The organism is Pseudomonas fluorescens, assembly GCF_902497625.1.
Classification (GTDB): domain Bacteria; phylum Pseudomonadota; class Gammaproteobacteria; order Pseudomonadales; family Pseudomonadaceae; genus Aquipseudomonas; species Aquipseudomonas fluorescens_BQ.
In genome coordinates this window covers 199,288-216,835 of the sequence record NZ_CABVGX010000001.1, presented here as the reverse complement: position 1 = coordinate 216,835, position 17,548 = coordinate 199,288, and the positions used below count along the sequence as shown (strand labels likewise).

The following is a 17,548-nucleotide window of genomic DNA, read 5'->3' as shown; positions in this document are numbered from 1 at the left end:
GCCCCTATACGTCCTCTTTCGCACTCGTGGCGGGGTGCCGGAGATTCATATCCTTGCTATGACGTAGAACTCGGTGAGTGTCATGTTTCACCATCATCCGGATTCGAGCTTTTGACATCGATCACCCGCCTCATATGCTTAGGTAAGGTCCACGGAAAAGGATGCGTTTTGACTTGTAGGCCGTTGAACTGGTCTTGCAACAGCTCGCTCAGGAGCTCATAAGCTTTGAGCGCCAATGCGTATTGCTCAGTCAGTACTTCGATGACCGAACTCAAAGGAATCGCTTATCGCACGGAAACCGCCCACGCTTGTTTCTTGGTGGTCTCTATCATCCCTCCGCACGGTTTAAGGCGGCCTGGCATTTCGATTTCGCTCAGCTCAACCGATGCTGTAAGCCCCATGCCAATGTTCCGGGGATGGCCATGTTCGGTCGCATTTCGAAAGTTGCCAGTAAGCTCGCTGATAGCTCCAAAGCTCAAACCCTCACTAAGTATAGGGCAAGCTCCTTCCACTTGTCCCAGGGTTGTCCAACTTTGGAGGCAATTTGCAATTCATATTTCCCTACCCGCGCCAAGCTAACTCGGGGCGATCAGGGGTAGGACTCTATTGGCTTGTGTGCAGCACATAGCCGCCGCATAAATGAACCGGCCCCTAGTAGCCTGCGGAGCACCTAAAGCCAGCGTCGAATTCGGTCGGATGTGCTCAAGCAAGAGGTCGTATTGCTCATACCGGTCGCATTCCTCATAGACTTGTGCCCATGCTTTCAGCATAACCAACGAGCGAGCAATATCGTTCACCGAGTTGAACAGCTCGCGTGAAAAATCGCTTGCTGCTTCGACGAGTAAAATCACTTGGCCGCTCATAGTCTGGCCGTCAGTCAAGGGCCGCAGCAGGGGTCGGTCAATCGGAGGAAGCTTTCGTGCGAAATTGCGAAATTGCGAAATTGGGTGTAAAGCTCTATCGCTCTATCGCTCTATCGCTCTATCGCTCTATCGCTCTATCGTCAAACATCACCCTGTCATCCTTTTCCTATGGCTCGATGCCGTTGATCCAGCCCTGCTCAGCAGCTGCACTCAACCACTCGCGCAACAACTCCGGCCGAGTAGGAGTTGAATAAATGCAAAAAGACGGTGAAACAGGTAATCAACATGGTCAGTTTGTATAACCGGCACCTGACGCTTTTCGTAATGGCGAATGAGGAAATTATTGCCTATTTCGGTCAGTTGTTTCGCTTCGAATTCAAGCATTGTACGGAAGGCGTGTTCGCTAGCCGCAGCGTCCAAAATTATCGAAATCGATCTCTTTTTATCAGCATCAGCAAGCGATTTCAGTCGTTCGAATGCATCCCATAAACGCTCAAGTGCTTCCCGACGAATGATCGGATCTGGTGAGGAAAACTTCACCCGAGCCTCTTCCAAACCATTGTCCAAGATTTTATCGCCTGTCCTGAAGAGGGCTCAACTAAGCGTCTCACGCAGAATCAGAGGCAATAGGCGTACGACTCGCCCATCGGATTGCAACTCGTAGGCTACTCCACATCGTGCAAAAACACTGTTAACGTCGGCCATGAACTCAAATTGGCCTTCCCCCTGATTAAAACCCAAGTGATTGTGGTTGTGATAATCGTGACGCTTGACTACAAAAGGCTTCGCCACCACAGCATGCACATACTCTACGAAATCCAGAATCAGAAGAGTTGCTGGTGCCATTGGGATGGGGGACCCAAAGCTAAAATCAGGATCTGTCTGAGTAGTTTGAAGCGGCCATTCCAAGCCAGGCATCAAGGCCCTGACATTGGCCCCAAAGGCTTTCTCATCAGTACCGTAAGGGGCGGCTCCATCGGGACAATTCACCGGAAAGCGGAAGCCAAAACCACCATTGGCTACATATCCCTGAACCAAAGCCACAATACCGGCCCAAGCAACCGGAGAAATCACCTGATCTATGCGAGGAACAGGTCCGTTCTCGCGATCACTGAAGTAGTCCGCCACCTTGTTCTCTCCCGTACTAGGACGCTAAATGGGCGCCTCTCACGCCCTTGGCCCCGGTTTAAGGCCGGGGCTTGGGAGAATGGGCAGTTGAGCTATCATTCCTGGAGCATTGACTTGAGCTCATCATCGCTAGAGCCACGTATGACAGCTTCGAATGAGTCGAGATCTTTGTCGGAGGCAACGGTCATTGCTGGTATCGCTCGAATCCCATCCGCAATGTCTCTGCGGCTCAAATTGCAGATGATCATCTGGCCGCTGTTGATCTGGTACTCCAAGGAGCCACACCAGCGATTCATGAATCCAACTGTCGGTGTCTGGACAGCAGCGCTCGGTCGCTTTCTCATCTGGTGCTTTGCTAGCGACATCCGCAGAAGCTCCATCTGAGTGAACAGCATTTGAGTACGCTTTAGATCATCCCTCATCGTCTCAACAAGCTTTGGATTCTCGATAAGTAGAGTGATTTCGTCGATGTGTCTTTGGATCGTATAATTCTCGTAGCTAATGGGCTTTTGAAGCTCCTTCAGCTTTAGCGGCAGTCCGCCGTTGTCCGCTGCTTTAAGGTACTTAGTGATTTTCTCGCGCCATGTGCGCATCAGCTCGTAAGCAGAAAAAATCCACATTTGTGACTGCGCAGACAGGAACATCGACTGATAAGGCGTGTTTGTCTCATCGAATTTACTACGGAGGTATCCGTACTCAAGATCCATGATGAACTCATCCACAACTGTGAGATTCATCGCTTGGTTACTAAAGTCGAGGTTGTTTGCGAAGAACATCAGGCTGTTTAGAGCCGAGTAAATCGCCATCTGATCAATTCTTTCAGGGCTCTCGTAAGGAATCTCTTCACCGCACTCTTCGTAGTCATCCATAGTTCTTTCCTTGATTACTACGAGGCCAGTCGCACGTCCAACCCGGACTCGCCGTCGAGGTCGAGTTTGCGCAGCGCTTCCAACACTGCCTCAAAGTGGTCGCGGGCTTGAACATCGTCAACCTTGAAATTCAATATCAGTCAGGTACTGCTCAGCAGCAGTACCCAGACAAAAACGTATGGTGGTGAAGAATGCCGGCCAACGATGGCGGAAATAGCGCTCCGAAAGTGTCCGCAAGGCTTGCTCAGGACGAATGCCCTGAAGGCGCAGGCTCTTTTTATTGCGCTCTATATCCCACAGAACTCGTTTGCGAGCCTCGCATAAGCGGTTGCAGTTGAGATTGAGCATATCAATGGTGTGTTGCACCAGCTCTTGAGTGCCTGCGTGCTTGTTGCCCGGGATAGTCACGTCGGCACAAGCCTGCTCATCAGGCTCCAGCTTACCTGTACTCTTTACGAGAAAAAACAAACAGGGGACCTCAGGTACATCGAGAGGGGCAATGATCCATCCCTCGCAATACTCAGTGAGTCTGCCGGTGGTGATCATCTGATCTTTGTGCGCATCACAACTGAGGTTTTCCGGCAGCGGCTCCAGTGTATAGGGCGCCTGTAGATAGCGTTGGGATCCACCCATGCAAACAGCAATAAAATTGTGCCAATCGAGCGCCCAGTTGTGTGCTGTTGAAGTATCCGATTTGGGATGAAAATGCTCGACTCGACATTTGAGCGGGTCAAGGTCATGTATTCCGATCTCGCAGAAACCACATAGGCAACCTTGTCCATTAAGCAACTGAAGCCGAACAGTTTCATAAGCAGCACGACCTGCCGCGTCGCCTCGCATTTGCTCCCAGCTACTCAACGGATTTGCTGCACGGTACTCCGCCAGTTCAGCGGGTTCATCAAGCCTAATAACGCGCTTCACGCACCCAGCTCCCACTTGCGGTTCTCGATCTGAAGATCAGCATCCAGCAGCGCTGGTTCCTGCCCCTGATAGCGCTCTTCCAGCTTTTTGCGCAGTTCTTGGGCTCGCGAGCTGTCCCACTGGTCTCTATCTACCATTAACAGATATTCATTCAGCTCCTGAGTTGCAAGACTGGATGGTGGACGCACCTCCTCAAGGCCAAGCACCTGTCTAAGCATGCGCTCCGGCTCCGATCCTTCGGTGCCTGGTGGCGCGGAATACACTTTGTTGTCTTTCAGAATGCGGATACTCTCTGAAGGCACGGTCGTCAACACCTGCGGGCTATGCGTCGTGACAATAAACTGAGTCATAGGGAAAGAGCGCAAGAGATCATCAAGCACTCGTTGCTGCCAAGCTGGATGAAGGTGCAAATCTAATTCGTCAATCAGCATGACACCGGGAGCTAACAATGAAGGTGCCCCAAAAGACGGTAAATGTAATACGCTATCAAGCTCTCCAAACCACAGTGGATTAAGTTGCTTTAACTCGTCAAAAAAAGTTATCGCTGTCTCGTTTAGTTCATCTGCAGGTAATTGCAGACGATGACCAAATTGGCCATTACCAATGGCCAGTCTCCGAGCAAAGTCCATAGCCAAGGCCAGCATGCTCTGATAGCCCTGACTCAATTGGCTGACCTGAAGAGGTGTCGGCCCGTGCTCAGCATCAACCACGAACCTGTGCTCTCTATTGAAACGTGGGTTGCTATAGTCGCCACCCAACACTTGATCAATGGCGATCCTAACTGCATTAAGAGCTAGGCTTTCTTCATACTCATCTGCTCTAGAGCCTTTGTTCGCTCGAAGCTCCGCAGATTCCTCAAGGTCGAACCATTGGAGCATTTCGCGAAAATCGCTTTTAGCATCCAGCGCATCAATTAAGGCCGAGGTTGGATGGCCATAGTTTTGCTTGCCTGCCCGTAGCCGTTGAGGAATATCAATATATCCCCTCTGGGCTCCGTAATAAGCAAAAACAGGTACTAGCTCGGGCTGCTGACTCCTAAAACTTTCTGTGATACGCCCCATGGCATGAGCTAGTTCGGTTTCGCCGACTTTGGTCTTGGGTGACTTGCCTCTAACTGACGCTTTCCAAGCATCCCATTTCAGATTCTTTGTTGTTTCAACGATAATCTGCGAATAGTCGCAAGTGCCCCACCGCCCATTTGCCCAGGGCTCAATACGAAAATCGGTATCTTTTATTCCCTTACCTGTCAACCGCTGATTAGCAGAAGAGAGATAACGCAGAACCGGCGAAAGACCCACAGCTATTGCATCGAGGATTGCGGTTTTGCCTCCGCCGTTTTTACCGACGATAACAGTCAGCCGGGGATGGAGATCCAGCTCGAGATTCTCGTAGCAGCGGAAGTTATTCAGTGTGAGTCTTTTCAGGTGCATTATCCGACCTTCTTCAATTTGCGCATCATCGGCATGACCTCTGTTTCGCCACCCGCGCCCGCCATCATCACGAGCGAGTTTTATATGATTTCGCTCATCCACCCTTCGGACATCTTCGAGTCCACAACGAGGGTTTTGCAGGTCCAGCCACGCCGCTAGAATACAGCGTTGAACTCATCCTGCATCAGCCGCGGGACTTTCATCAGATAATTCTCCGAACTATGTCACCCAAACGCGCAGGATCGCCCGCGCAGAGTTTTTTAACCGCTTCCAGGCTTTCGATGCCCAATATCTCGCTGATGTGCCTGAGGTCGATGCCACGACGCTTGAGCTTGACCGCGAGAGTTCGCCGCCCTGATTGCGCACTGGCTCCTTCGATCCCGGCAAGGCAGAACAAGCGCGTATACAAACGGCTGAGCTGGTTCGCGCTGTAATAAGTTTTGCCGTCCCGCCGCTGCGCACTGATCTTCAATCCTTCGCCAGTTCGCCCGGAGACGAACAATGGTGAATCAGAATCCAGGCCACGAAACGCCATTGATCTATTTGAAACTCCATGGCCGCGTGCAAGCCGCTCCGCTAGGTGGACGTCTATAGCATTAGTCAGCTTCTTACTGGTCCAGCACAATGGTCTCGATCGATGATTATAGGCAACCTCTGCTCTTACCTCAGAGTCGATTTGGATCGAACCAGATTCGGCGAGATAGTCGCTCACGCGCAGCCGACATATCTCTGTCACCGTCATGCCAGTCCCAAAGCAGGTGAGCAAAAGCGCCGCGTCGCGACTGCCGTTCTCAGGGCTGCTTACTTTCGCAACTCGAACAGCATGCTCAAGCTGTTCATCTTCAACAACAATCGCCTTCGGCATGTCGAACTCTAAACGCTAATTAACCATCAATCCTGACATAGTACGTCAGGAAAAAGGCCAGGGATAGTCCGGCCTTAATAGCGTCTCTGACGTTCACGGAAAATTATCTGCCGATCAACGGATCAGGACAAATGTTCCCGCCGTACAGAGCGAGAGTCTCCATCTGCTCGCTGGTGATTTCATCTCGTGCGGAGGCGCCAGTAATCATTCCTATAGCAATGCCAGTGGTATAGACATCGCGCTTGGAGTGCACCTCACTGATGGTCGCAGCGAGCATCCATCGCGCACCGAACGGAAGACGCTCAACAATGGTTTGAATGTTTGCCGGTAGTTTCGCTAGAAATTTTTGTGCATCGTCTACGGCAATACGGCGCCGTTGGTTCGTGTCAAGCGTCAAGGTTATTCTCCAGGCAGTTAAGAGGTTAGTAGCACCGGGCAGCGGTGTCGACCGATCTCATACTCAGGCGGGTTCCGACCAAAGGCCAAAGGTCACGGAAATTACCGAACAGTTGAAAGAACATAAGTGGGGTGGGAAAAAATGAGTTTAGATTTTAACGTCCACTACGAAAATCCGTGTCGAGCGCGAGCAACTAGGGATTGAACGACCCTTTCTGGCCGATTTAGCGGCCTTTTGCGAAAAGCGCATCTATCTGGATACGGTCGCTCACAAACGTCTGCTTTTTGGCCGTTTTCTGCCCCTCGCGTCAGTTAGAAAACGGCCGAAAGCGGTCATGACCTGCTCGTTGACAATGCTTTCTGAACATCATCAAGCCCTGCCATGGGTTGATACCTAGCGTCTTCTTCACGCAATCCGCTGCGTGGACAAAAGCGTTTACTCGGTCGCATTCAAGTTGCGCTGCATGGCAAGACTCAAAGCTAATGATGAGCTGATTAAGCCTTCAGCTTTCGTGCCATTTCGTCAGCTTTTCCACCGGTATCATGGTGTAACACTCTCAAGTGGTTAGATGGATTTGCTGAACTATGAGGGCTTGTTCCGGATGACAGGCAAAGTCAATTCGCTCACTTCGCCAGCTTAAGGCTAATTGCTGCCTGCCGCGAAGGGACCAGCCTACCGGGAGTGGGCATGATAGACAGATGTACGCCTTGGCCAATATCAAGCCAAGAATGACAGTGACTCCAAGGCGGCTTCCAATTAAGTCTCGGGTGACAGCTATAGGGTGTAGTATCACTACCTGTCTTTTCAGATATCAGTTAGCCATGTCCACGCTAAGCGAAGAGAGCCGTCAGATCGTAGCTTCTCTGACGCACCGTGTTGGCCCTAACGCTGACATTGCAACAGTCGCACAAGCGATCGCTTCATTACTGCAGGAAATGGACGCAGCCCTCACGCCCATCATTGGCCAGCAAGGAGTTGCCGCGCTTTATCGCCGCAGCCTTCAACTGTGTGCCTCCCACCATCCGCGCTTGGCCGGTACCTATGACAGTGTGCAGGCCTCATTGGATCTGATTGTCCTCAAGTCCGTAATCGTTGAGCAAAGCGAAGCCGATGCGTTGTTTTTCGGTGAAACGTTGCTGATGACCTTTTACGAGTTGCTGACCACGCTGATCGGGCCATCACTCACCGCCCGCTTGCTGTGTGGCGTGTGGGCCCCTTCTTTGAGCGACACCCCTTCGCAGGAAACTTCGCCATGAGCACCAAAGTGACTATCAACCGTCTGGCCACCGGCGTGCCAGGACTGGACGAGGTGCTGGGCGGAGGTTTGCCAGAGTTTTCGTTCAACCTAATCGCTGGCCCGCCTGGCTGCGGCAAAACCACTCTGGCACATCAAATGATGTTCGCCCTGGCAACGCCCGAACGTCCGGCGTTGTTCTTTACCGTGCTGGGTGAGCCGCCGCTGAAGATGCTGCGCTACCAGCAGCAATTCGACTTTTTCGACAGCGGAGCGATCAACCATTCGATCCGCTATATCAACCTGGCCGCCGACACGCTGGCCGGGAATCTGGACGAAGTGCTGCGGCGCATTGTCAGCGAAGTGGAGACGCATTCCCCGGCGCTCGTGTTCGTCGACTCGTTCCGTTCGGTGGTGCTGGCCAGCCAGACCCAGGACAACCCGAACAACAACCTACCGCAGTTCGTTCAACAGCTGGGCATGTTGATGACCACTTGGCAGGCGACGACCTTCCTGATTGGCGAATATTTCACAGAAACCGACACCAACCCGATTTTCACTGTGGCCGATGGCCTCATCTGGCTGCGCCAGAGCGTTCAGCGCAACTCGATGGTGCGCAAGATGGAAATCATGAAGATGCGCGGCCAACCGACTCTGCCCGGGCTGCACACCTTTCGCATCGCCACCTCGGGGATCAAGGTCTTTGCGCCAGCAGCACTCAACCCGGTTGAAGCGCCGTTGGAATTCCCGATCAAGCGTCTGAAGATGGGCGTGCCACAACTTGATGAAATGCTCGGTGGAGGCCTGCCCCGTGGTTACTCGTTACTGGTGGCCGGACCGTCGGGCTCAGGTAAAAGCATTCTGGCCGCGACCTTCCTTGCAGAAGGTGCGCGCAATGGCGAAACCGGTGTGATCGCGGTATTCGAACAACGGCCTAATCATTCCCAGAACGCCACCCTCGCGGGCCTGATACAGAGTGGTCAGGTGGGCCTGGTAGATAGCCGCGCACCGGACCTGTCCATTGACGAGATCGTGCAGTTGCTGTTGAGTGAGATCACACGGCTGAAGGCCACCCGCGTGGTGATCGACTCTTTGTCGGGCTTCGAACTGGCGCTGGCGCCGACCTTCCGCGAAGATTTCCGTGAATCACTATCGCGTATGGTCACCGCCCTCACCAGCGTCGGCGCCAGCGTGTTGCTGACCTCGGAGCTGGAAGACCGCTATACCGACCTGCGCTTCAGCCCTTACGGCACGGCATTTCTCACCGATGCGATTATCGTCCAGCGCTATATCGAAGTGCAGAGCCGCCTGTTGCGCATTTTGGCCGTGGTAAAAGTCCGGGCCAGCGCTCACTCCGATGAGTTGCGCCTGTACCGCATCGACGATAACGGTTTGCAAATCGGCGACATGTTACCGGACCAGGAAGGTCTGCTCGGAGGCCGCCCTACCCGGCAGCGTCTGGGCAATGACAATGGATGAGAAAAAGTCATGAATGAGGCCATGGCCAAGAACGAACTGGCGATGGCTTCAGCCGCTCGCGAGTTGTTCCTGCTTGGCCAGAAAACCGTCGAGGCGCGCGCGGTGCTGGCCGCGCTGAATCAGGAACTGAACGTCGCCAACACCCAGCTCGCCCATAACCAGCAGCTCGAGCAACTGATCGAGGCCAATCAGCAATTGGTCCTGGCGATTTTGTTGGCGCAGTCGGATGCGGAGAAACCGCAGCGCTCCGCTGAGGAGCAGCAGCGCTACCTGGAGATGCGCGAAGCCAACGAACAATTGATCATGGCTGCCCTCAGTGCGCAGCACTTGCAAGCCTCGGCCGAGCATAGCCTAAAACAACAACGAAACATCCTGACGATGGTCGCCCATGAACTGCGCAACCCGCTGACGCCCATCAGCATGATCGCCGGCCGGCTGGTGCGGGTGCCCAGTGAAGAACTGCCGAGAATGCAGGCGCTGATTGAAGGTCAGGTGCAACACATGTCTCGGTTGGTGGACGACTTGCTCGACGTCTCCCGTGCCAGTACCGGCAAGTTGCGATTGAATTGCCGCGATGTCGACATGGTACAGATCATCCATCAAGCCATTGAAGTGTGCAGCCTGTTGATGACTTCTCGGCATTTGCACTTCACCGCCGAACTGCCAGAGTGCCCGCTTACAATCAACGGTGATGCAGTACGTCTCACGCAGATTCTCGGTAACCTGCTGGGCAACGCGGCGAAGTACACGCCGGCTGGCGGCAGTGTCATGGTTTCGGTGACAGCGCAACCCGATCTGCTACAGATAAGCATCCGCGATAACGGCATCGGTATTTCCGCACAGGCGCTGCCGTTTATCTTCGAGCCATTTGTCCAGGATGTGCATGCCGTCGGCTACAACGGCGCGGGCCTTGGCATTGGTCTGACGGTGGTACGGGAGTTGGTCGAAGCCCATGGCGGCACAGTGACAGGCATGAGCGAGGGTGACGGTAAAGGAAGCGAGTTTGTGGTGATGCTACCGAGGGTGAAAAATTAACTTCTTCTGACGGTCTGTTGAAGAACCAGCAGTCTGGGCAAAGTCGACGAAACGCTTATTCGCCAGGAGCGGTCCGGGAGGTCGCCGTGGCGGCGGACAAAACCGGTCGCGCAATGCCCATCTTCGCGCTCAATCCGGCGCCACTGATGAGAGCCTTATAGGCATTTTCAACAGAAACAACGGGCGCATAACGATGAACATCGCACACCTTTTCTTTCACCTTGCCGATTGATGGCCAAGTTGACAGTGCCCGCGGTCAAGCGGGCACCGCCTCCTATGGAAAAAGGCTTACTCGCCTGCTTACCAGTTGTAACTCACTTTGGCGGTAATCTCGCGACCCGGGTTGTAGAAGTTCGCTGTGCCGGAACCGACCACGTGCTGCTCATCCAGCAGGTTGCTGAGGTTCACCGCAAGGTCGGTGCCTTTGGCGATCTCGTAGTTGAAGGCGGCGTCGAACAGCGTGGTGCCATCGCTTTTGCCGGAGTTGGCTGCATCGAAGTAATAAGAGCCGACATAGCGCGCTCCCAAGCCAACGCTGACGTCGGTGCCGGGCACGTCGTAATAACTCCAGAGCGAAGCGGAATGCTTGGGTGCCGTGGAGAACTCATTACCCTTCAGGGAGCTGCCGTCGTACAGCGAACCGCGCAATACCTCGGACTCCATATAGGAATAGCCACCGATCAGGCTGAGGTTCTGCGTCACCTGCGCCTTGGCCTCCAGGTCGAGGCCGCGCGCGCGCGACTCGCCCACCGTTTGTTGCTCAATGATGCCGCTCGGCAGCACCACGGCGATGGTGACGTTTTCCTGGGTCAGGTCATAAACGGCTGCGGAGAACAGTGCGTCCATCCCCATCGGCGCATATTTCACGCCCACTTCGTACTGCCTGCCCGTCTGCGGTGTTACGCCAACCTGCGGCGGCGAGACGGATTCCACCATGCTCACATAGGTGGACACCTCATCGTTGACGATGTAGGTCAACGCACCTCGGTAGGAGGTTTCGGAGAAGGTGTCTTTCTCAGTGGATTGCAAGCCTTTGCTGGTCAGGTCCATCGAGTCGTTGCGCACACCGCCGGTGACGATGAAACGTTCGTAGAACGACAGGTTCTGCTGAAGGAATACGGCCTTGGTGGTCGCGTCTCGCTTGTTGACGGCATACGGCGCGATAGAGCGTGACACGCCGGTAAACACGGGATTGGCAATGTCAATCGGGGTCGTCAGGGCGTAGATCGAGCTTTCCTTGGTGGTCGAATCGAGGTACTCCACGCCCATCAGGCTGCTGCTGTCGATGTTCTCGAAGCGGGCATCGTATTGCAGCATCAGATTGCCGTTGAACTGGTCGGCTTCACTGTCCGTTCCAAACATATAGCGGTCAACGGTAGTACCGACACGTGCGGCGCTGTCGCTGAGGTAAACGTAGCCAAAATCATCGGTCAACTTGCTGTAACGCAGATTACTGCGCAGTACGAAGCCGTTGTCGAAGTCATGGGTGATGTTACCGCTGAGGCTGGTGCGCTCGACATCGTGGAAGTTGTAGCTGGGCTCACCATAAAACTTGCTGCGGTCGTATTCCTTGTCCAGCGGATAACCGCCACTGTTGGGCGAACTTTCGGTTTTCAGGTAGTCCAGAATCATCGTGGCCGACGTGTAATCCGTCGGCGCCCAGGTGAGGCCACCCATCACCAACCGGTTGTCGTCCTGTGAGTGATCGTATTCGCGGTCGCTGTTTTGGCCTTTGGCAGTAAAGCGGCCAGCCAGGGTTTTCTCGTCGTTCAGCGCATCCCCCACATCGATGCCTGTCTCGACATGGTCAAATGAACCGTAGGTTACATAGCCTTGGCCAAATTGCTCGAAGCGCGGCTGTTTGGTCACGAAATTCACCGAACCGCCCGGGTCCGCGGGGCCAAACAGCGTGGAGTTGGCGCCACGCAAAATCTCGATGCGCTCATAAGCGAATGGATCTTCACGTACGCCGCGCATCGAACTCAGGGTCAAGCCGTCACGATAGGTAGTGGCCTGGAAGCCGCGGATCTGGAAATAGTCGTTGCGGTCATCCGTACCATAGAAGTCACTGACCACGCCCGGCGTGTATTGCAGCGCCTCTTCCGTGGTGCTGACGCTGCGTTGCTCCATTTCCTTGTTGGTAACCACCGACACCGATGCCGGTGTATTGAGAATGCTGGTTGCCACCTTGCCGCCAACCCAGAGCTCCTTGGCGACCACCGAGTTGGCGTCGTCGTCGGCACTGACCCTGACCTTGGCATTGATGATGAGGGGGGCAAGGCGGTAGTCCTCGACGTCCGTTGCGTCGAGCTCCAGCGGGCCGGCGGTTTTTGCTTGAGGGACCAGCAGGTAGGCATTGGGGCCTTGCTGTTCGATTTGCAATTCGCTCCCCTGCAGCAACGATGACAGCGCTGCCGACGTATCGAGCGTGCCGTTCACGCCAGCCGTGGTGCGGTTCACCACACTCGACGCGTCGAATGAAAGACTGATGCCAGCCTCGCGCGCAAAGCGGTCAAGCGCCGGCGCCAGTGGGCCCGCCGCGATGTTCCATTGCTTGACTTGATTGCTGTGGTCAGCGCTCGACGTTTGCGCCAGCGATGGCAATGCGTAGCTGCTGACGATCAATCCCAACATCGCACCGCGCAAGGCACGATTTAATGGATGGCGCTGTGAAACCGGGGTCGAACTCATTTTCTCGCTCCAAGAAAGGACATCGGCAGACTGGCCTGTATTCCGGCCTTCCTTAGAAGTCGAACGAGAATGAGAAACCACCTCATTATTTTTCACATAATTCAACGTTCTGATGAATTCAGGTGGCAGCGGTCACGGTTACCCAATAACGGGTTCGATAATCAACGTGAACGTGCAGTGACTGCGCGATCAAAGCCAGGACCTGATCGTTGTTGGCGAGCTGGAAGGTGCCGGAAACGCGACGATCAGCGACTTCATCGGTGCAGCGCAAAACCCCGGGGCGATAACGCGACAACTCCACGATGAAATCATTGAGGCGCATATTGCGCGCACTGATCACCCCGTCACCCCAGCTCCATAGATCAAGGCCGTTGTCCCTGAACATTTGGGCGCCACTTGATGTGAACAGCAGTTGATTTCCTGCCTGGACGCTGCGGCCTGCGGGAGTTTGACTGGAGCCGGGGAACACCGTGACTGATCCTTCCTGAGCCGCGACCAGAGTGCCATCGTCACGCTCGCGGACCAGAAAGCGGGAACTCTGAGCGCGCATGATTCCGTCACGTGATTGCACCCAGAGCGGTCGAGCTTGAGGCGAGTGTTGATCCGCGCCGACATTCACGATGATTTCACCACGTCGCAGGATGATCAGGCGTCGCTGGGCGTTGAAATCGCTGTCGACGGCGCTATCGCTATTGAGCTGGACAAGGCTGCCATCATCGAGCTGGAAGCGTCGTTGCTCACCGGTGCTGCTGCGTTGCTGCGCTAGCATGGCGGGTACGGGTGTGTAGTCCCGGCCGAGCCAGGCTGCCGTGCCAACAGTCGCCAATATGCCCATTAGCTTCAGGCTTTCCCGCCGGCGCATTCCATGATTGCTGCCATTAAGGGCTTGGCGGGCCAGTTGAGCGGGCACGCCTGCCAATTCATCCCCAAGTGTTTCCACACGCTGCCACGCCAACACATGCTCTGGGCGCTGCTGCAGCCAGTGCTCAAAAGTGCGCTGTGTTTGTTCATCGGCTTGATTGAAGCGAAGACGCACCGCCCATTGGATCGCCTGCTCAACAATGGCCGGATCCAGCGCCTGCGACTCACGCCTCGACATAACGCAAGCGATAGCAGTGTTGCAGGGCCGTGGCCAGGTCGCGCTCCACTGTCGCGCGAGAAACACCCAACTTTTCGGCTATTTGCGCGCACGTCAGACCGTCGAGTCGGGCAAACAAAAACGCCTGGCGAACTCTTGGTTTAAGCATGCCGAGCATGCGGTCTATGCGCTCGAGCGCATCAAGAATCAGCAGCCGGCTTTCTTCCGACGGAACCTCGTGTTGAGGCAGCAACGTGACGCTTTCCAGGTAGGCACGTTCGAGTTCGCGACGACGATACTGATCAATCATCAACCCGCGGGCGATGCTGCTCAAATAGGCGCGCGGTTCGCGCAACGGGCTGGACTGACGGGATTTGAGCAAACGTACGAAGGTGTCCTGCGCCAGATCTGCTGCGTTATCGCGACATCCAATGCGTCGGATCAGCCAGCCGTGCAACCACGAGTGGTGGGTGCGATAGAGCAGCCCAAGATCTGCAGTACCTAGCGTTTCGTCGCTGCGCATCGGAATCCCGGAAAGTGCATAATTGATAATTAATCGCATTCTACTCACGCGATTGATCTTAGGCAAATACGGGGCGCTCAGCGTTCGCAATTGGGCGAATGGCTTCATTCTGGTTCGGTATTGCAGCTCGAAGGCTTGCGCTGCATGTTGCCACGCTCACCATGCTGCCGAGCACGCCGGCCTGATGTCCCGATCGCTAAGACACCGCCCACGATCATCACCACTTCCTGGATCACCTGCATCAGATCGCGGCAAGGGCATGCTTTCACGCAGCAGATCAGCCAAACGCTTTTAACTTATTTATCTCGCACGCACTCTGCAATCCTACATATGGAACTGCTTGACCAGTCGATTCAACTCGACCGCAAGTTTAGTAAGCTCAGAAGTGGCAATCGCGGTCTGACTGGATCCCTCTGAAGCTTGATTCGACAAGTCTCGAATGCTGATGAGGCTGCGATCTACCTCCCTGGCAACTTGGGCCTGTTCTTCCGACGCGGTAGCGATCAAGACATTGCGCTCGGTGATATCACCAATGGATTGGGTGATTTCCATCAATGCACTGCCTGCGCCTTGAGCAGTGTCAAGAGTCCTCTGGGCTTGAGCGTTGGTGTGAGTCATTGCCGAAACAGCGGCTCCAGTGCCTTTCTGAATCGAGCTGATCATCTGTTCAATCTCACTGGTGGATTGCTGCGTACGATGCGCTAAAGCCCTCACTTCATCAGCCACTACTGCGAAGCCTCGACCCGCCTCACCGGCACGAGCGGCTTCGATAGCAGCATTCAGAGCAAGAAGGTTGGTCTGCTCGGCGATAGCCCGTATCACATCCAGAACTTTGCTAATGTCGGTCGCCATAACTGCGAGTCCTTGCACCTCCAGGGATGCGTCTTCAACATTTGCAACCATCAAGCTGATGGCTTTGACGGTTTCATCTACGCGTTCACGACCCGCCACTGCGGCAGAATTGGATCGATTGGCTGCTGCAGACGCTGCTGAGGCATTTCTAGCTACTTCTTCTACAGCTGCGCTCATCTCGGTGACGGCAGTAGCAGCCATCTCGACTTCGTTATTCTGACGCTGCATGCCTTTATTAGCATCCTCAGTGACCGCATGCATCTCTTCTGAAGTCGACGCTAACTGATTGGACGAATCATTTATGGAAGAAAGCGTACCTAGCAGGCCCTGCTGCATTACTTTGAGAGCCTGCATTAGCCTGGCAATTTCATCTCGCCCTTGCACTTCAATAACCTCACGCAGATCATTTTTGGCAATACGCTCAGCGATCGCTAATGACTGACTGACCGGGCTGGTAACGCTACGGGTATACATCAGGGCCAGCGTAATTGCAGCCAATATGCTGGCCAGGATAAAACTGCCAACAATCAGCTGCGCCTGCTCGTAGATGAGAGCAGCTTCCTCGCCTGAATTTTTAGCTTTTTTGTTGTTCATCTCAATCAATTTTTCTATATCGCGCTCTACAGTGTCTGCCGCCTGCTTCATTCCTTCATTGGAGAATTTGACAGCTTCATCCAAATTGCCCGAAGAAATAAGTGCCAGGTACTGATCCTGAACTTGCTGATAACCGTCATAGCTCTGGGAGAGCTCACCAAAAAACTGTTTTCCCATAGGAGTTACTATGAGCTGGTCAAGCTTCGAAAGCTGTTTCTTGACGCTCGCTCGGGCTTCGCTCAAGTCCTCAAGTGCTTGAGTTTTACTACTTTGGGGTTCTACAGGGTTACGCAACCGTGCGTTGCTACCTCTAATACCTACAAATTGCCTGTCAATCATGCTTAGCAGGGATATGCTAGGCACGACGTTGGTTTCTACGAACTTTGCAGAAGCACTTAAACTTGCAGCCTGCTTGAGGGCAACGACCCCCAAACCGATGATCATCAGGCAGAAAAAACCAAAGCAAAGCGCCGAGCGTGCAGCAAGGTTGAGCTTGCGCAATATCATTGTAGAAAACTCCATAGTTTACCTGCCTCGATGCTTCGACCAGATTCAGAAGCGACTTGCGTACTATCCCACCTACGATGTCCTGTTGAGCGGAATCAAGATTCCAGCTTTATCAAATCCGGTTGAAACCCGCCGAAAATCATGCCTGCGGCACCAACGTCATCAATTAACGCTTCAAATCTAAACTTTCATTATTTTGATAGCGTATTTTTTAAGTGGAAATTTTATCTACATACTCGCTCTCACTCGTCTCGAAGTCCAATCGCCCGAGTGAAAACTTAAGCATCCGCGAGGCTACACGTGGGCTTTTAAAGCGTCATTCGGGACGGCACACTGCTCGGCGAGGAAATTAATCGATGAGTGTTCGATTATGCCGAGCTGTGCCGAAGTCTAAATAGCCCGCACACGGTGCAATTGATTGAATCGTAGCGATCCTGATTATTGACATTCTCGTCGACACTGAAAAATTGAGTGTAGCAGTCTATTGGCTGATTATTTTTCAGATTGAAAATAGGTGGTTTTTAGCCAAAAGTATTAGACGATGACTTCAGGAGAATGGCGGCCAGCATTCTGGCGGCCTTTCACCCTGTCCTATTCCGCCAAAGAAGCAAAGCTCCAGCGATTGGACCAGGCTCTGCTTTCCATGGGAGCTCAAGAAAAATGAATTATCAGTACAAATTTTTCATTGCTCTGTATCAGTTGAATCTCAGCCAGCTCGCGGTTGGAGGGCATTTGAGGATCTGACCTCGATCGTCTCAAAATCGCGTCATTTGGAGCCAGAAACTACCAGCTCCATGACCCGTCACCTTTCTACACTGGAGAGAAATGCCGACCAACCACCGAGACCGCTTTCACTCTTATACAATCTCGCCAAACCAAAAACCATATAAAACAACAATACTTATGGAGCAGACCAAAATTTTATAGCCTCGGGAAATAAAAAACCAATTAAAAATTGGCAGAGGTTTTTGCACGATAATATTTCAAATGAATTCATTTGCAGGCCAATAAAAGACCAATAACATATTTTTAATGCGGGTTTAGACCGCCCGAGGGTTTACCACTATAATTTTTAGATCAAA

General features: G+C 53.5%; 15 protein-coding genes. 3 read left to right on the top strand and 12 right to left on the bottom strand.

The features are described from left to right. Positions 1-80 precede the first annotated feature (80 nt). The 8 genes from F8N12_RS01040 to F8N12_RS01010 form a co-directional block, all read right to left on the bottom strand. Entirely contained in the window at positions 81-275 is a 195-nt protein-coding gene (locus F8N12_RS01040) for a hypothetical protein (RefSeq protein ID WP_150578731.1), read from the bottom strand. Positions 276-1,073: 798 nt separating this feature from the next. After that, positions 1,074-1,430: a hypothetical protein gene (locus tag F8N12_RS27740; RefSeq protein WP_224787647.1), complete on the bottom strand. Its 357-nt coding sequence runs from the start codon at positions 1,428-1,430 to the stop codon at positions 1,074-1,076. Between the two features lie 27 nt (positions 1,431-1,457). Further along, positions 1,458-1,991: an AbiJ-NTD4 domain-containing protein gene (locus F8N12_RS27735; protein WP_224787646.1), complete on the bottom strand. Its 534-nt coding sequence runs from the start codon at positions 1,989-1,991 to the stop codon at positions 1,458-1,460. A gap of 95 nt (positions 1,992-2,086) precedes the next feature. Then, positions 2,087-2,860 (bottom strand): hypothetical protein, encoded by a 774-nt coding sequence (locus F8N12_RS01030; protein WP_191623084.1) that lies wholly within the window; start codon positions 2,858-2,860, stop codon positions 2,087-2,089. A 117-nt stretch (positions 2,861-2,977) separates the two neighbouring features. Further along, complete coding sequence (locus F8N12_RS01025; RefSeq protein ID WP_150578730.1) at positions 2,978-3,781, bottom strand: retron system putative HNH endonuclease; 804 nt, start codon at positions 3,779-3,781, stop codon at positions 2,978-2,980. Then, positions 3,778-5,313 (bottom strand): AAA family ATPase, encoded by a 1,536-nt coding sequence (locus tag F8N12_RS01020; protein ID WP_150578729.1) that lies wholly within the window; start codon positions 5,311-5,313, stop codon positions 3,778-3,780. Before F8N12_RS01020 ends, F8N12_RS01025 begins: the two co-directional genes overlap by 4 nt. Positions 5,314-5,413: 100 nt before the next feature. After that, on the bottom strand, positions 5,414-6,076 hold the full coding sequence (locus tag F8N12_RS01015; protein WP_150578728.1) for a site-specific integrase: 663 nt from the start codon (positions 6,074-6,076) through the stop codon (positions 5,414-5,416). 103 nt (positions 6,077-6,179) lie between these two features. After that, positions 6,180-6,473, bottom strand: a complete 294-nt coding sequence (locus tag F8N12_RS01010) for a hypothetical protein (RefSeq protein ID WP_150578727.1) — start codon at positions 6,471-6,473, stop codon at positions 6,180-6,182. A gap of 821 nt (positions 6,474-7,294) precedes the next feature. Here F8N12_RS01010 and F8N12_RS01005 point away from each other — a divergent pair. Genes F8N12_RS01005 through F8N12_RS00995 form a run of 3 tightly spaced genes read left to right on the top strand, consistent with a single transcriptional unit; the run spans position 7,295 to position 10,221 of the window. Then, on the top strand, positions 7,295-7,729 hold the full coding sequence (locus F8N12_RS01005) for a hypothetical protein (RefSeq protein WP_224787645.1): 435 nt from the start codon (positions 7,295-7,297) through the stop codon (positions 7,727-7,729). Next, positions 7,726-9,186 (top strand): ATPase domain-containing protein, encoded by a 1,461-nt coding sequence (locus F8N12_RS01000; RefSeq protein WP_150578726.1) that lies wholly within the window; start codon positions 7,726-7,728, stop codon positions 9,184-9,186. Before F8N12_RS01005 ends, F8N12_RS01000 begins: the two co-directional genes overlap by 4 nt. 9 nt (positions 9,187-9,195) lie before the next feature. Beyond that, positions 9,196-10,221, top strand: a complete 1,026-nt coding sequence (locus tag F8N12_RS00995; RefSeq protein ID WP_150578725.1) for a sensor histidine kinase — start codon at positions 9,196-9,198, stop codon at positions 10,219-10,221. Positions 10,222-10,521: 300 nt separating this feature from the next. Here the strand turns inward: F8N12_RS00995 and F8N12_RS00990 are convergent, their stop codons facing one another. From F8N12_RS00990 to F8N12_RS00975, 4 genes are all read right to left on the bottom strand, one after another. Continuing rightward, positions 10,522-12,912, bottom strand: coding sequence for a TonB-dependent siderophore receptor (locus F8N12_RS00990; protein WP_150578724.1), 2,391 nt, complete (start codon positions 12,910-12,912; stop codon positions 10,522-10,524). 118 nt (positions 12,913-13,030) lie between these two features. Next, a complete protein-coding gene (locus tag F8N12_RS00985; protein ID WP_150578723.1) occupies positions 13,031-14,011 on the bottom strand; it encodes a FecR domain-containing protein in 981 nt (326 codons plus the stop codon). Beyond that, positions 13,998-14,513: a sigma-70 family RNA polymerase sigma factor gene (locus F8N12_RS00980; RefSeq protein WP_150578722.1), complete on the bottom strand. Its 516-nt coding sequence runs from the start codon at positions 14,511-14,513 to the stop codon at positions 13,998-14,000. Before F8N12_RS00980 ends, F8N12_RS00985 begins: the two co-directional genes overlap by 14 nt. 324 nt (positions 14,514-14,837) lie before the next feature. Beyond that, positions 14,838-16,466 carry a methyl-accepting chemotaxis protein gene (locus F8N12_RS00975; RefSeq protein ID WP_150578721.1) on the bottom strand — a complete coding sequence of 543 codons (1,629 nt, stop codon included), beginning with the start codon at positions 16,464-16,466 and terminating at the stop codon, positions 14,838-14,840. Positions 16,467-17,548 lie beyond the last annotated feature (1,082 nt).

Bases quoted from the DNA above. Each gene is read 5' to 3' on its own strand.
- F8N12_RS01030 (WP_191623084.1), bottom strand. From the start codon at position 2,860: ATGGATGACTACGAAGAGTGCGGTGAAGAGATTCCTTACGAGAGCCCT.
- F8N12_RS01015 (WP_150578728.1), bottom strand. From the start codon at position 6,076: ATGCCGAAGGCGATTGTTGTTGAAGATGAACAGCTTGAGCATGCTGTT.
- F8N12_RS01005 (WP_224787645.1), top strand. From the start codon at position 7,295: ATGTCCACGCTAAGCGAAGAGAGCCGTCAGATCGTAGCTTCTCTGACG.
- F8N12_RS01000 (WP_150578726.1), top strand. From the start codon at position 7,726: ATGAGCACCAAAGTGACTATCAACCGTCTGGCCACCGGCGTGCCAGGA.
- F8N12_RS00995 (WP_150578725.1), top strand. From the start codon at position 9,196: ATGAATGAGGCCATGGCCAAGAACGAACTGGCGATGGCTTCAGCCGCT.
- F8N12_RS00990 (WP_150578724.1), bottom strand. From the start codon at position 12,912: ATGAGTTCGACCCCGGTTTCACAGCGCCATCCATTAAATCGTGCCTTG.
- F8N12_RS00985 (WP_150578723.1), bottom strand. From the start codon at position 14,011: ATGTCGAGGCGTGAGTCGCAGGCGCTGGATCCGGCCATTGTTGAGCAG.
- F8N12_RS00980 (WP_150578722.1), bottom strand. From the start codon at position 14,513: ATGCGCAGCGACGAAACGCTAGGTACTGCAGATCTTGGGCTGCTCTAT.
- F8N12_RS00975 (WP_150578721.1), bottom strand. From the start codon at position 16,466: ATGATATTGCGCAAGCTCAACCTTGCTGCACGCTCGGCGCTTTGCTTT.